This window comes from Microbulbifer pacificus, from assembly GCF_033723955.1.
In the GTDB taxonomy this organism is placed as follows: Bacteria; Pseudomonadota; Gammaproteobacteria; order Pseudomonadales; family Cellvibrionaceae; genus Microbulbifer; species Microbulbifer pacificus.
The window spans coordinates 12,871-26,826 of sequence record NZ_CP137555.1 but is presented as its reverse complement, the minus strand read 5'-3'; the positions used below and the strand labels follow the sequence as shown (position 1 = coordinate 26,826).

Sequence of the window (13,956 nt, the reverse complement as noted above, 5' to 3'; positions counted from 1 at the left end):
CTGTTACCCCTTGCTGGCGTCGCGCTGTACTTTTTCGGATGCGGTGCTTGCGGATTTGTCAGCAGATGGTGCCGGCAGATCGAGCGGCGCCGGCGCGGCCACTTCCCCTGCGTTCACCTCCACGCCAGGGCGCACTTTCTGCAGTCCCTCGACGATCACGCGGTCGCCCGCCTTAAGGCCACTTTCCACCAGCCAGGCGCTGCCCACGGTCTGGGAAACCTGTACCGGGCGCACTTCTACGGTGTTGCCCTCGCCCACCACCATCGCCGTGGTGTTGCCCTTGGGATCGCGGGCGATGCCCTGCTGTGGCACCAAAATGGCGTTTTCCCGCTGGCCACTGCCCACAGAGGCACGAACATACATACCCGGCAGCAGCACGTGGTCCGGATTGGGTACGACCACACGCAGACGAACGCTACCGGTGGTAGGGTCCACACTCACCTCAGAGAATGCGAGTTTGCCAGCGTGGGGATAGGGACTGCCGTCCTCCAGCAGAATGGTCACCGGCAGATCGTCGGTGCTCTCCATGGTGCCCGCTGCCAGCGACTGGCGCAGGCTCAGCAACTCGCTGACCGACTGGGTCAGGTCTACATAAATCGGGTCCAGCTGCTGGACTGTCGCCAGTGCCGTGGCCTGATTGCTGGTCACCAGCGCGCCCTGGGTCACAGAGGAGATGCCGATGCGCCCACTGATCGGCGCACTGATGCGGGCGAACTCCAGTGTCACCTTGCTGCGCTGTACCGCGGCTTTCGCGGCGGCCACATCCGCCTTCGCCTGTTGCAGTGAGGCAACCGCGCTGTCGTTGTCCTGCTTGCTCACTGCACCTGTCTTTACCAGCTCCTGCGTGCGGTCCGCCTGCAGCTTTGCCACATTGAGGGTGGCTTGTGCCCGCTCCAGCGAGGCTCGCGCACTGTCGTAATCCGCGCGATAGCGCGCATCGTCCAGTTGGTACAGCGCACTGCCGGCTTCTACCAGGCCGCCCTCGTTGAACAGCTGATCCTTGACGATGCCGTCCACTTGCGGACGCACTTCCGCCACCTTGAACGGGTTGGTGCGACCGGGTAATTGGCGAGTCAGAGTGACGGGTTCAGTAGCCAGGGTGACGACGGTGACCTGTGGCGTATGTCCTTGCATGGCCTGCTGTTTTTCTCCGCAGGCTGACAACAGCGCTACGGCAAGCAACAAGCTGCCGGAGATCAACGACTTCTTCTTTTGCAACATGACGACCTCGTGATTGCATCCATACCGGCACCTGGAGCGGCACCACTGGCGATTGAATTCTTGAAAAAAACACCACTCCCAGAGACATCTGGAAGCGGTGCACTCAAGGGACTGTGACGGGCTGACTGAATACCCGGTCAGTTGATAAGCAGATGGTGTCAACCAGACAAATCTGTCTTAAGTGTCGACTCGGCCAGAATTTAAATACATTCATGAATGAATATCAACTATTTATTCACCGATGAATGTAAAGTAAAATTAACGCCGTTCTGATCGGCCTGTTCCGGGCCGAATTGAGCCTCCACACCACTGGCCAAGCCGAGTGTGCGGGCAGCCCCACACCGATAACCAGGTAGCGATGATGGCCAAACGTACAAAGGAAGATGCACTGGAAACCCGCGAACGGATTCTCGACGCGGCAATTGAAGTGTTCGACCAGCGCGGCGTGTCCCGCCCTTCCCTGACCGAAATCGCTGAGCTTGCCGGTGTTACCCGTGGCGCGGTGTACGGGCACTTCCAGAACAAGACAGATCTGTTCGGTGCGCTGGCCGACCGTATCCAGCTACCGGATGAATCACTCTGTCAGGCGCCGCAGCATTCGTGCGACCCGCTTGGCGAATTGCGCAAGCGCTGGGTGTTCCTCTACCGCGAGGTGATGTCGAATGAGCAGTGGCGCAGGATCTTCGCCATCATCCTGCTCCGCTGTGAATGGGTCCCAGAAAATGGCGAGATCAACCAGCGCTGTGTGCAAGGGCACTCAGAAGCGACCATGCGCCTGCGCAATCTGATAGAAAATGCCGTGTCCGTGGGCCAACTTCCGGCAGACCTGGACATCGATATCGCCGTACCGCTGGTACACGCGGGCATTGTCGGCTTGCTCCAGGAGTGGTTGATGAACCCCGCGGCATTCAACATCGCTGAGGTCGGCGAGCGCCACGTCGAAGCCATGCTGGAAATGTTGCAGACCTCCCGGCATTTGCGCAAACAGCCCGAAAACGCCGGATGAGCTCGGGGGAATAATGTCTGAGGCGGGCGCCCTGTCGCAGAAGAGCCTCTATTGATCGAATTTCGAGCGAAAAAGAGGGGCAACAGCGGAATGGCTCGCAGCCCCCGCCGGAAAACAGAGCAAATTTCCGTCAATTTTGGGTCAATGGCGGGTAAAACGTTTTACCGATCACCGCAACCGGGACACCTTTCACCTTGTAATGGAAGCATTACATGCCTTTCGGAGCTTTCAGCCTTTATACTTGTCCTAAGCTATAAGTCGCCACTGCCCGGAAGCCCGCTTCCGGCCCATAAAGCCAGTGGGGCGCCTTGAAGTAGGACGTATAAAGAGACTCCTTATGCTTAGCCATCGAATTGCCGCACTCGCTTCCGGCCTTTCCTTTTCACTGCTGGTCCTCCTCTCGCCAATCACCCTGGCAGAAGTTGATGATCTCAAGCCCCACCAGGACCAGGGCGGTACCGCCCGTGAGATCGTCAGCAAGCTAGAGATGCTGCATTACAACAAGCTCAAGGTGGGCGACGAAATGTCTGCCGGGCTGTGGGACGAGTACATCGACAGCCTCGACCCGAGCAAAAGCTACTTCCTGTCATCGGACATCAGTGAATTCCGCCAGTGGCGTACCAAGCTGGACGACGACCTGAAGGCGGGCAATGTGGATCGCGGCTTTGAGATCTACAACCGCTATCGCCTGCGGGTATCTGACCGCCTCAACAACATTATTTCCCAGCTCGACAACGGCCTGCCCAAATACGACTTCAACGTCGATGAATCCCTTGAGCTGGATCGCGAAGACAGCGAGTGGCCGCAGTCCATCAGCGCGGCTGACGACCTCTGGCGCAAGCGCCTGAAAGGCAGCGTGTTGAGCCTGCGCCTCACCGGTAAAAGTGATGAGGAAATCGCCGATTTGCTGCTGCGCCGCTATAAGGGCCAGCTCAAGCGCCTCGGCCAGCAGAACTCAGACGACGTGTTCGAGCTCTACATGAACTCCCTCACCCGTCTGTACGACCCGCACAGCAACTATCTGTCTCCGCGTTCACTGGAAAACTTCAACATGAGCATGTCGCTGTCCCTGGAGGGCATCGGCGCCGTGCTACAGATGGAAGATGAATACACCAAGGTCGCGCGCCTGGTCGCTGGCGGCCCGGCCGACCGCACCGGCAAGGTCAAACCGAACGACAAGATTGTCGCCGTGGGCCAGGACAAGGAAGGTGAAATGGTGGACGTGGTCGGCTGGCGCCTGGACGATGTAGTGGACCTGATCCGCGGCACCGCCGGCAGCTATGTTCGCCTGGAAACCATTCCTACCGGTGGCGACGGCTCACACCGCACCATCACCATCCAGCGCAGCAAGGTGAAACTGGAAGATCAGGCGGCGAAGAAAGCCGTGTTTGAATTCACCGAAGGCGACCAGACCTACAAAGTCGGCGTGATCAACCTGCCTACCTTCTATATCGACTTCGAGGCCTACCGCCGGCGCGACCCGAACTACAAGAGCACCACCCGCGATGTGGCGAACCTGCTGGAAGAGCTGCAGAAAGAAGGCGTTGACGGTGTCATCCTCGACCTGCGCAATAATGGCGGCGGCTCCCTGCAGGAAGCCACCATGCTCACCGACCTGTTCATCGATCAGGGTCCGGTAGTGCAGATCCGCCATGCCAATGAGCAGATCTCTCGCCACAACCGTTCGCGCTCCCGCGCTATGTACCGCGGACCGCTTATGGTACTGATCAACCGCCTGTCTGCGTCCGCGTCGGAAATTTTTGCCGGCGCCATCCAGGACTACAACCGCGGCCTGGTGGTGGGCAACCAGTCCTTCGGCAAGGGCACCGTGCAGACCATGGCACCACTCAAAGAGGGCCAGCTGAAAATCACCCAGTCCAAGTTCTATCGCGTTTCCGGCGACAGTACCCAGCACGCGGGCGTATCACCGGACATCAGCATGCCGCAGCTGATCGACAGCGAAACCGTAGGCGAGAGCGCCTACGATACCGCCCTGCCCTGGGATCGCATCCACGCTGTGCGCCATGCGAAGTACTTCAATCTGAAAGAGATGGTACCGGAGCTCTCTCGCAAGCATGAAAAACGCACCGAAACTGATCCGGACTTCGTTTTCCTGCGCGAGCAGTTCAAATACCAGACCGATCACGCCAAGCAGAAAATGGTGTCCCTGAATGAAGCGGTACGCGAGCAAGAGCGCGTACAGATGAATCAGGAAGTACTGACCATGGAGAATAAGCGTCGCCAGGCCAAGGGACTGGAACCTTACGCCAGCTTCGAGGCTCTGGAGAAGAGTGAATCGGAAGATACCGAGCCGGTCGGCGGCGCGGTGGAAATCACCCTTGAAGACGATCCGGTCTTGAATGAAGCGGGATTCATCATGGCGGACTTCATCGGCATCAACAAACGCACCAGCCCGCCTCAGGTCGCCAATTTTGATTGAGCACTGAGCGATAATTAAAAAATTTGGGCCGGGTTGAACCGGCCACCGACGACACCTGGCCCGGCATTCGCGCGACGAATCCCGGGCCTTGGTTTTTTATGAATTCCGGGGAGGGAAAATGAAAGTCATCTCGTTTAACGTCAACAGTATCCGCGCGCGCTTGCACCAGATGGAAGCGCTGGTGCAAAGCCACGCACCGGATATCATCGGCCTGCAGGAAACCAAGGTCACCGACGATGATTTTCCGTTGGATGTGGTGCGCGACCTGGGTTATGAAGTCATCTACTTCGGCCAGAAAACCCATTACGGCGTCGCTCTGCTCTCACGCTACCCATTCCTGAAAAAGCAATACGGCTTCCCGACCGACGCCGACGATGCGCAGCGCCGCCTGGTCGCCGGCCAGTTCGATATCGGCGCGGACAAGCCGCTTACCGTGATCAACGGCTATTTCCCCCAGGGAGAAAACCGTGAGCATCCGGTCAAGTTTCCTGCCAAACGCAAATACTACGCAGATCTGGATGTCTACCTGAATAGCGCGTGCGACAAGGACGCGCCGGTACTGGTGGTGGGCGACATGAACATTTCCCCCACCGATCTCGATATCGGAATTGGTGAACCCAATCGCAAACGCTGGTTGAAAGATGGCAAGTGTAGTTTTCTGCCGGAAGAGCGGGAGTGGCTGGAAAAGCTGCAGGGCTGGGGTCTGGTGGACACCTTCCGCGCACAGAATCCGGAAACCAACGACCTGTTCAGCTGGTTTGATTACCGCAGCCGTGGTTTTGAACGGGAGCCGCGCCGCGGGCTGCGCATCGACCTGATTCTCGCCAGTCAGTGCCTCGCGGAGAAATGTGTCGCCACCGGTATCGACTACGATATTCGCGGTATGGAACGTCCTTCCGATCACGCGCCGGTTTGGGCCGAATTCAAAATCTAATCGTTTTTTAGAAAGGATCGGCGCTATCGCAGCTTGTGCGATAGCGCTCTCTTTATTGCCGGTACGTTTTCGATCAGCAAACGGGAACTGCGCGCCGATATTATCGGTAACCCAGTGCGAAACTCTGGCGAACGGATCCACATCGCGGCGACGGCTAATTTCGTCTCAACGGAAAAGTCGAAAATACCTGAAACGACAATCTCTAAGGAAAACACGCTTTTGACACCTTGCGTGTCAATCGCGTCGAATATTCCGAAAGTCTCAATGGCCTGTCATCGACAGGCCATTTTTTTAACCGACAAGAGGTAGGTTACTCGCCGAGCCAGCGTTCCAGCGTTTCTGCCAGACTATCTTTGCTCAGCGGCTTGGTAAGGAAGTCATCCATTCCCGCGGCAAGGCAGCGACCTTCAAACTGCTCTTCCGTGGTGCTGGTCAAGGCGATGACCGGCAAGCGATCATCAGGGGAGAATTCACTTTCCCAGTGGCGCAGCCGCTCGATGATCTCTGCGCTGTGGGCGGTATTCTGCTGGCAGTCCACCAGCAGTAAATCGTAACTGTTGTTGGGCAGCAGACTGAGCGCAGCCTCCACCGATGGCACCACCTCGACCTGATAGCCAAGCGCCTGCAACATTTCCTCAGTAACGCCCTGATGCTGGCGCGACTCCTCGATCAACAACAGTTTGCGCTTGCGGTTAATGTCCACGCTGGTGCCGACCACGCGACGGCTGGTTTTCTTGATACCACCGAACAGGCGCACCACCAATGCGTCGTGGAATTCCTTCCGCGTCAGTGGGCGCGCCAGGTACTGGGCCTCCAGATCTAACGCCGCGAGGGGTGCAAAATGTTTCTTGTGCCCGAGACTACCCACACAGAGCAGCGGAAACTTCGCCGGCGTATGGCGCGCGGCGGAATTGATCACCTGAGTCACGCCACCCAGCAGCCGTGCATCGCCCATGGCTGGCGCGAGGATTACCAACTGACCACGGCCTATGGATTGCAGCAGCTCATCGGTGGGCTCGGTACTGCCGTCTGCCCAGTTCTTGCTGGTCACGTTCATGCCGAATGATTCCAGCACCTGTACGATACCGCTGACGAACAGCCCCTTCTGGTGCAGCACCAGTACATCGGTATCTTGCAGACGGCGATCCGGCTGCAGGTGGATACGCTGGTTCGGCTCGATTTCGAATTTGATCACCGCCAGATAACGGTTGCCATCGTCCGAGGAGTGCAGCTGCAGGAAGCCACCCATGGCTTCGGCCAGCCCCTTGGCAATATTCAGGCTGAGCCCTGTGGTTACCTGCGTGGTATCCCGACGCGAGAAGGCACCGAACAACTCGGATTCGTCCGGCAATATTTCACCACAGCCGTTGTCACTCAGCTTGATCGTCAGCTGCCCTTCCCCGGCGCCGATTTCCTCAAAAATGACATCCCCCCAAAGCTCACCGTTCTGGGCGATAACGGTCGCGGAATCCACCAGGTTGCGAATCAGTTGTGCGGTCTTACGGTTGTCGCCCGTCACCATGACCGGGAGATCTTCGTTGATCTGGAAGTTGAACTCGAGGCGCTGGCGCTGGGCGGCACGAGCCGCTACCTTGAACGCTTTTTCCAATGTGCGCACCAGGTTGAACGGTGCCCGGCGCAGGTGAATATCCTTGCGCGCCACCCGGGTAAACATGCCCACGTTATCCACCAGCTTCAACTGCTGGTTGTTGGCATACTTCGCCAGTTTCAGCCACTCCCGCTGGCGTTCCGTCAGGCGATCGCCCTCCAGTAGGGCAAGTGCACCCAGGGAATCGGATAGCTGACTGCGGAATTCCTGCCCCACATTGGCCAGGAACTCGTTGGTGACTTCCACCGCTGCATCGGAGCTCTTGCGCGCAGCCGCAAGTTTGCTGGCCTTTTGTTGCAGCTCCTGCATGGCCGCCACACGGTCCCAGTAATTTTCAGATTCGCGACGGGCCTGATGTGACATCAACCACACGAACGCCAGGGTCAGCGCGCCGTAAATCGCTCCCAGAATTTCTCCGGTCAAAAAGCCTTCTACGGCCGCCGGCAATAGGGATGCGGCAAAAAACCAGGTGAGGAAGCGGTAATAGGGTGCGAATACCGAGGCCACACTGGCACAGAATACGACGGTGTACAGCCACAGGAACTGTGAGGAGGGAGAAAAGCCCAGCAGGAATACGTGACAGAACAGAATCACGCCCCACCAGATGGCACCGATGGTGGACGCGAGGAAATAGCGATGCCGCCAGCGCTTGGGGCCGGTGGCATAGATATGCTCGAAACGGAAAACATAGTAACCCCGCACCAGGGTTACCAGCACCAGCACGATGGCCAGCACCAGCACAAGCCGTGGCGCCATAGTGCGAAGTTCACCAATGGCAATGGCAATGGCAAATGCCGCCAGGCTGAACAGAAGTCCGCGCCTGCTGTATTTCGCGATACGGGTATCGGTATTGCGGCAGACGCGACGGTCTTTCTGGACCTTCAGCTCGGGGTGATCAAATAACGGCATAAGACGATTCCGGCGAACGCTCCCTGTATCCGACTCGCGTTAGCAGCGGGCCAGGAGTCACTGAGACCTTACTGGCCCACACCCATGACTTCAACCAGTACGGTTTTCACCACAAAGCCCAGCAAACCCAGGCCGAGGGCAATAAACAAGATAAAAGTGCCAAAACGCCCGGCTTTGGACTCCTTGGCCAGATTCCACACGATAAACATCATGAACAGGATCAGACCGCCAATTCCCAATAACAGGGAGTACTCTTCAAACAGCTCAAAGCTCATGGCACAAATTTTCCGCTTCGATTCTCGGGCCCAACATCACACCCCGACGTCGAGCAGCCGGAGAAAAATTGGCGCGTATTGTATAGGAGCTATTGGTACGAAACCACGAGTTAGCGGCAGATGGGGTTAGAACCTCCCTTTCTATTTACGCGCCTTGATAGTAGTCGCTGTCGTCGATCCGGGTGCCACACTTGATACGGCGAACTTCCCGGTCCCGGTAACGACTGTCGTGCCAGCAGCGCGGTAATGCCTCACCTGACAGGAAAAGCAATTGCGATTTGTCGAACACCTCAGGGTCTTGTACCTCTTCCCCCCAGAGGTAACGACCGACCACGGTCAGCTCATAGGGGTTGGAGAGAGTGACGATATCGGCGACATCGATAAGGTGGTTGGATCCAGCATCTCTTAACAGCATTATCGGCCCCTGCTTCTCATCAATACCCTAGAGTATAGGGAGAATCTGACGCCATCTCCGACGTAATTTCAGCCCAATTTTCCGCATCTTCAGCGCCATACCCAAGGCCAAAAAAGGGTCACAATTCCAATATACCGAACAAAATTAGAATATAAGCCGAAGACCCAGCGAAAAAAACGAACGCTGGGACAAAAAACATCCTCACGCATCCAGAAACGAACAATCAACTACCGCCACGCAGACCGGCTTTCTATTCATGCTCGGCACTGCGAGAAAAACCCTTTCGTAACCGTCGCTGCAGCCTCATGAAGCGGCCACCCGGCCGCGGAAAAAACGGATTGCCGTCGACTGAATTACCGCTCCAGCGTCAATCGTGCCGAGACCATCCCCTCCTCCGCCAGTGCGTCGACACTGACCGATCGGATGATAAAACGCTGCTGCAGCAGGGTATTGAGCCAGGGCTGCAAATCCTGATAGCGGGCTTCGTCGATCCACAGGCGGATGCGGCCGTCACCCTCAGGCTCAAACCGCTTGATGGTGACCTTGTGATTGTTGGCTGCAGCGGTCACCCGCTGCAACAAGGTCCCCTGGGCCTGAGACTGGCCGCCACTGGTGCGCTGAATTCGCTCGAGCTGAGGGCGCTGTTTTTCAATCCACGCCACCAGCTCCCGCGACTGCTCGGCTTCAACACGGGCATTGTCAAAGAACGACTGCGCCGGCTTGAACAGGCCAAACACAACGAAAATCACACCGAGGAACAACCCCAGCATTCCCAGCGCACGCTGGTCATTTGCTGGCAGAGCCGCCCATTTCCGGCGCCACTGCTCTATCGTCTGTTTCATATCTGGTCGATGATCTATCTGATTATTTTCTAAACGGACACTCAGCCCACTGATGATCCTGCGCGCGGGTTTCAGCGCAGCCGAATTCGTCCGGAAACACCGTCTTCCAATTCATTGGCGGCGAGCAGCTCGGCCTTGAACTGGGATCCATCATTGAGTTTGCCAACCACAGCATCAAGCTGCCCCAGGTTGGCCGCGCGCAACTGCAGCACCAATTCGCCGCGATTGCCGTCGAAACGCAGAGACTGCAGTTTCAACTCGCCCTGCTTGCCGGTAGCCCAGACCGCACTCAATTGTTGTAATTGGCTGGCAAATTCACCGCCACCGCCAGAGGACTGATTAAGGTAGCCGTTGATCTGACGGCGAATATCGATGCCCGGCGAGTCGCCCGGGAAGATTTCACTGAACAGACTGCGTGCCGCGTCATCTGCCCTGCCCGCCTGAATCTTGTAATAGGTACCGGCGCCGGCGAAAAACACCAACTGCAACACAAAGCAGGCAGCAGCGGCGATTGCTGGCTTCTTCCACCAGGGACCCGCGTCTGTTTTCAGGGAAATCTGGTAATCCCCGGTCAGTAAGTTGCCCAAGATATGAGCGCCCTGCACCTTCAACCAAGCGGCCTCGGGACCGGCTTCGGCAACCTCGACACTGCCTAGCTGTTGGAAAGTGGCAAGTTCCAGCTCGGAAATATCCCCATACAAGCGTAAGGAGGCCTCCCCTTCGCCAGCTTCGGCATCGCCCTCTTCGTCATCACCCGCAAAAAGACTTCCGGCAATGATGCCCGCAAGCGGACGACTGACGGTAAGACCACGCCCGGCACCCTGCCAGAAATGTGCTTTATCCCGCTCCAGCCAGACCGATGAGCCCGCGCCGTCCGCGAGTACGCGGTATTCGGGAATCGCGGCAATTACCGGCCAACCCAGGCGCTCGATCTGCTGCTTGAGTATCTCCAGCTTGGCGCTGGCAACGGCCATCACACAACAGAGGTCACCCGCCACCGGGTCGCATACAAAATGAAGATCTTCCACATCTTCGGCCAGCTGGTCTTCAACCATATAGCCGAGCGCACTGCTCTGGCGCCGCGCGGCACGAGGCACCGTTTCCAGCCCACTCCACACCCAGCTGCCGGGGAGGAGGAGCACAGCGCGCTCGCCGGGCTCGAATGCGAGAAGCCCAGTTTCAGCTGACGCCGAGCTGGCGGTTTCCATGTCGTCATCGCCAGCGAATGCAGTCTCTTCGGCGACTTCCGCCGTGCCCAATGCCGTTCCTGCTTCCTGGCTATGCATCGACCCGGACGCATCCGCCGCAAACGCGCGTTGGAATTTGCTGTCGGTGACGACAGTATGCCAACCGTCCGGTTGCCAGTGCTGCAGGAGTACGCTGCCGGCAGGTAGCTCCTGGTCTCCGGCATACGCACCGGCACCCGGCTCCCACAGGCGCAATAATTTCAGTTCCTGGCTCAATTAATCCCCCAGTAATTCCTGCAATAACTGCCCGGAAAATTCACGCCGTTGGCGTTGTATTACTTTTACTCTACCGGTTCTGGAATCCAGCTTGAGAATCGACTCCCAATACTGGCGATGCTCCAGACCCAGCTGCACGGCGATATGCGCGACATAATACGCGCTGTTGAATTCCACTTCTCCCCCGGCACTGATCCCGAACCCAGACAGGTCCGCCATCTGCGCAAAAGGGGTACCGCTCTCCCGCTGTGTGATCAATCCGGGAATATTCGCGCTCGGGAACACCGCGCTAAGCAGCTCCTGGGAAGCGGTATTCACATTGATTCTGGTGCCGACCTCCGGCAGTGCACACAACTGCGGCTCTATACGCTGCCACTCTTCTGCATCAATGCCCTGCACGGCACTCAGCTCAGATACATCGGTAATCAGGGTGTCTGGAGTCCGGTGTGCCAGCTCCCGCCCAAGATAGCCACTGTCTTCGGTGTCCGACGCAAGGGGGGTATCGCCCGGATCGACCCAATCTTCGATAGCGAGCGCGCTCTCCTGGTTACCGCCGAGATTGCGCACAAGCCGTTTAAGGATTTCACTGTTTGCGTTGGCGCCGCCGCCAGCTCGAACCTGGGCTAAATTATTCACATTAAAACAGGACTGCAAGTCGTTGATTTGTATGCGAATTTTCCCATTTCCGGGATTGAATTCCGTCAGTCGCTGGGCCCAACGTTCCATCAGGTTGTCACTGGCGTTACCCGCGGCCCGATCTTCCTCAAAGTCCTTTTCCAACGCGATGATCGCCCAGGCCTCGGCCCCCTGAACGAACTCGGCCAACTGGGTATTGGCCAGAATGGCGCTGGTACGGGAAATTGCCAGGCGATTGCGGGTCACCGCATGGGTGACCGCCGCAATCGCTATCACCATTACCAGCAGCACAGTGATCAACGCAACACCGCGCTGTTGCCTGAGACCGGCGCGGATCACTGTGTGGCCTCCGAATCACCATTGCCGCCATCACTGCTGTCGTCGCGGCTGCCAGCGTCATCACTATTGCGCCCTTCACCTTCGTCAGAGCCATCATCCTCGCCACCACTGTCGCCGCCGTTATCGACGCCATCGCCTCCGGAACCAGAGCCACCGCCGAACTCGATGGTGTATTCAGGTAGCGAAAACACGCGCCGCATCTCGCCGGCGCTGCGGGTTACCAGGGTTATCTCGATCGCCTCCGGCAGGCGCAGATCCGCCTCACCCGGTGTTGTGGACGTTGACGCTGGCGGCCACTGGGCCAACCAGACCTCGGTATCTCGATCGTAATAGCGCACATTCAGATCGACGATGCCGTCGAGTATGGGTTCCGCGATCGGTTCGGAATCCGGGCCACGATCGAGGATGCGCCAACGGCTGCGTAATAACAGCGTGGTGTCGTCATCCTGATCCTGTTCCCGATCTCGCCCCCGCCCGCGCACCGAATCTTCTTCCGGGTAGCCGATGCCGTAATGCAGGCGCAGCAGGTTGCCCCGGGGCTCGCCGGTCAGGTTGGCCGCCCCCAGGCGGGTAAACTCGAATTCATTGGATACGCCCTGGAATACCGGCTCATAGCCGCTGTAGGCATTTTTGACCGGGCGTACCGTCAGCTGGCGCAGGTCGTCATCCAACCGGTACATGGCCATCGACAGCCGACGCATTTCATCGGCACGGGCGGTGAGCACACGGTCGGTGGTGAAAAAGGATTCCAGCAGCGAATAGGAGCCGATGCCGATGATCGATACGATCACCAGCACCACCATAATTTCTATAAGAGTGAAGCCGCGGCTGCGGCTGAATTGCGAGCTACTCATGGACTCACCGCAGTGGCATCGGGCTGTGCAACCCAGGAATCTATGGTGAGGATTGGCGGCTTGTCCGGCCAGCCCACCTGCACGACGATATGGCGCATTCTGGGCTCACTGGTGCCCGTGACCTCGGCGGCCACCTGCCACTCACGCTCGGACAGGGTCACCTTTTCAGTCTTCTTCCCCAGTGGCGGCCACTCGGTGCGCAGGCGAATTTCCGCAAGCGCCTGTTGCGCGACCCAGTTGGCAGCAAGGCGCTCTTCCAAGGCAGTCTGCTGCCGCACGCTGTCCTGCATGGTCTTTAATACGCTGGCGGCAATTACGCCGAAAATCACCAGCGCGACCAGAACCTCCACCAGGGTAAAGCCATGCTGTCTGGCCGCATTCCGCCGTCGGGCAATTCGGCACTCAGTAATCATCGGCCTGCCACTCCAATTCCATACCATGCAAAGTGCTGTAAGAGATGATTGCCCCGCGGCCGTCTTTGCCGTCCTTCAGCAAAAAAAAGCCAATTTCCACCGGCAGCACCTCACCGCTGGAGAGCGCTGCAAACTGGGGTAACAGCTCCTCTTTGCCTTTGTCGCCACGTGAACCACCGCCACTGCGGTTACCGCCAAAGCTTGATTGCTCACTGGTGGCACCCGGCAGCTCAGTCTGTGAAAGCACCTCGATGCGCATATTGGGTGGAAGCTGGTGGGCGGCAAAACGGCGGGCATTGGCGACATTGGGCGCCGCGGAAAAATCGATCTCCTGCCATTTCATGGCGCTGGAGTCGTAGCGAACCACCTGATAACTGCGCTCCTCAAAAACCACCCCGTAATGGGCTTTATCGATGAGCGCGCGGTCTGCCACCAGCTGCAGGAGGTTACCGAGCCGCTGGACCTCCCCGGTCCAGTGGCGGCTGTCGGTATTATTCAGGGAGAGCGTTGCCATACCCGCAAGAGAAGCGATGATGACAATCACCACCAGAAGTTCGATCAGGGTAAAACCCCGTTGGCAGTGGGCTGCAACGCGCATGG

Annotated in this window: 13 protein-coding genes; 3 read left to right on the top strand and 10 right to left on the bottom strand. The window is 58.0% G+C overall.

Features of this window, described 5'->3' with window-relative positions:
• Positions 1–3: 3 nt before the first annotated feature.
• Positions 4–1,221 carry an efflux RND transporter periplasmic adaptor subunit gene (locus R5R33_RS00110; RefSeq protein ID WP_318954051.1) on the bottom strand — a complete coding sequence of 406 codons (1,218 nt, stop codon included), beginning with the start codon at positions 1,219–1,221 and terminating at the stop codon, positions 4–6.
• 361 nt (positions 1,222–1,582) lie between these two features.
• On the opposite strand from R5R33_RS00110, the gene R5R33_RS00105 reads away from it, so the two are divergent.
• The 3 genes from R5R33_RS00105 to xthA all read left to right on the top strand — a co-directional run bounded on the left by R5R33_RS00105 (position 1,583) and on the right by xthA (position 5,601).
• Positions 1,583–2,227, top strand: coding sequence for a TetR family transcriptional regulator (locus R5R33_RS00105; protein ID WP_318954050.1), 645 nt, complete (start codon positions 1,583–1,585; stop codon positions 2,225–2,227).
• 337 nt (positions 2,228–2,564) lie between these two features.
• A complete protein-coding gene (locus R5R33_RS00100; RefSeq protein ID WP_318954049.1) occupies positions 2,565–4,667 on the top strand; it encodes a carboxy terminal-processing peptidase in 2,103 nt (700 codons plus the stop codon).
• Between the two features lie 118 nt (positions 4,668–4,785).
• Positions 4,786–5,601, top strand: coding sequence for an exodeoxyribonuclease III (xthA, locus tag R5R33_RS00095; protein WP_318954048.1), 816 nt, complete (start codon positions 4,786–4,788; stop codon positions 5,599–5,601).
• A gap of 310 nt (positions 5,602–5,911) precedes the next feature.
• Here xthA and R5R33_RS00090 read toward each other — a convergent pair whose 3' ends face one another.
• The 9 genes from R5R33_RS00090 to R5R33_RS00050 all read right to left on the bottom strand — a co-directional run bounded on the left by R5R33_RS00090 (position 5,912) and on the right by R5R33_RS00050 (position 13,954).
• Entirely contained in the window at positions 5,912–8,119 is a 2,208-nt protein-coding gene (locus R5R33_RS00090) for a hybrid sensor histidine kinase/response regulator (RefSeq protein WP_318954047.1), read from the bottom strand.
• 68 nt (positions 8,120–8,187) lie between these two features.
• Positions 8,188–8,394 carry a DUF2788 domain-containing protein gene (locus R5R33_RS00085; RefSeq protein ID WP_318954046.1) on the bottom strand — a complete coding sequence of 69 codons (207 nt, stop codon included), beginning with the start codon at positions 8,392–8,394 and terminating at the stop codon, positions 8,188–8,190.
• Positions 8,395–8,539: 145 nt separating this feature from the next.
• Complete coding sequence (locus tag R5R33_RS00080) at positions 8,540–8,809, bottom strand: acetyltransferase (RefSeq protein WP_318954045.1); 270 nt, start codon at positions 8,807–8,809, stop codon at positions 8,540–8,542.
• A 353-nt stretch (positions 8,810–9,162) separates the two neighbouring features.
• Positions 9,163–9,651: a type II secretion system protein M gene (locus tag R5R33_RS00075; protein ID WP_318954044.1), complete on the bottom strand. Its 489-nt coding sequence runs from the start codon at positions 9,649–9,651 to the stop codon at positions 9,163–9,165.
• A gap of 71 nt (positions 9,652–9,722) precedes the next feature.
• Entirely contained in the window at positions 9,723–11,114 is a 1,392-nt protein-coding gene (gene gspL / locus R5R33_RS00070) for a type II secretion system protein GspL (protein WP_318954043.1), read from the bottom strand.
• Positions 11,115–12,089 (bottom strand): type II secretion system minor pseudopilin GspK, encoded by a 975-nt coding sequence (gene gspK / locus R5R33_RS00065; protein WP_318954042.1) that lies wholly within the window; start codon positions 12,087–12,089, stop codon positions 11,115–11,117.
• Positions 12,086–12,943: a type II secretion system protein GspJ gene (locus tag R5R33_RS00060; RefSeq protein ID WP_318954041.1), complete on the bottom strand. Its 858-nt coding sequence runs from the start codon at positions 12,941–12,943 to the stop codon at positions 12,086–12,088. Before R5R33_RS00060 ends, gspK begins: the two co-directional genes overlap by 4 nt.
• On the bottom strand, positions 12,940–13,356 hold the full coding sequence (gene gspI / locus R5R33_RS00055) for a type II secretion system minor pseudopilin GspI (RefSeq protein ID WP_318954040.1): 417 nt from the start codon (positions 13,354–13,356) through the stop codon (positions 12,940–12,942). Before gspI ends, R5R33_RS00060 begins: the two co-directional genes overlap by 4 nt.
• Positions 13,346–13,954 carry a type II secretion system protein gene (locus R5R33_RS00050; protein WP_318954039.1) on the bottom strand — a complete coding sequence of 203 codons (609 nt, stop codon included), beginning with the start codon at positions 13,952–13,954 and terminating at the stop codon, positions 13,346–13,348. The genes gspI and R5R33_RS00050 overlap by 11 nt, the downstream gene beginning before the upstream one ends.
• Positions 13,955–13,956: the final 2 nt, after the last annotated feature.

Excerpts from the sequence above, each read along its gene's own strand:
- R5R33_RS00075 (WP_318954044.1), bottom strand. The coding sequence starts at position 9,651 with ATGAAACAGACGATAGAGCAGTGGCGCCGGAAATGGGCGGCTCTGCCA.
- R5R33_RS00090 (WP_318954047.1), bottom strand. The coding sequence starts at position 8,119 with ATGCCGTTATTTGATCACCCCGAGCTGAAGGTCCAGAAAGACCGTCGC.
- R5R33_RS00050 (WP_318954039.1), bottom strand. The coding sequence starts at position 13,954 with ATGCGCGTTGCAGCCCACTGCCAACGGGGTTTTACCCTGATCGAACTT.
- xthA (WP_318954048.1), top strand. The coding sequence starts at position 4,786 with ATGAAAGTCATCTCGTTTAACGTCAACAGTATCCGCGCGCGCTTGCAC.
- R5R33_RS00085 (WP_318954046.1), bottom strand. The coding sequence starts at position 8,394 with ATGAGCTTTGAGCTGTTTGAAGAGTACTCCCTGTTATTGGGAATTGGC.
- R5R33_RS00100 (WP_318954049.1), top strand. The coding sequence starts at position 2,565 with ATGCTTAGCCATCGAATTGCCGCACTCGCTTCCGGCCTTTCCTTTTCA.
- R5R33_RS00105 (WP_318954050.1), top strand. The coding sequence starts at position 1,583 with ATGGCCAAACGTACAAAGGAAGATGCACTGGAAACCCGCGAACGGATT.
- gspI (WP_318954040.1), bottom strand. The coding sequence starts at position 13,356 with ATGATTACTGAGTGCCGAATTGCCCGACGGCGGAATGCGGCCAGACAG.
- R5R33_RS00080 (WP_318954045.1), bottom strand. The coding sequence starts at position 8,809 with ATGCTGTTAAGAGATGCTGGATCCAACCACCTTATCGATGTCGCCGAT.
- R5R33_RS00110 (WP_318954051.1), bottom strand. The coding sequence starts at position 1,221 with ATGTTGCAAAAGAAGAAGTCGTTGATCTCCGGCAGCTTGTTGCTTGCC.
- R5R33_RS00060 (WP_318954041.1), bottom strand. The coding sequence starts at position 12,943 with ATGAGTAGCTCGCAATTCAGCCGCAGCCGCGGCTTCACTCTTATAGAA.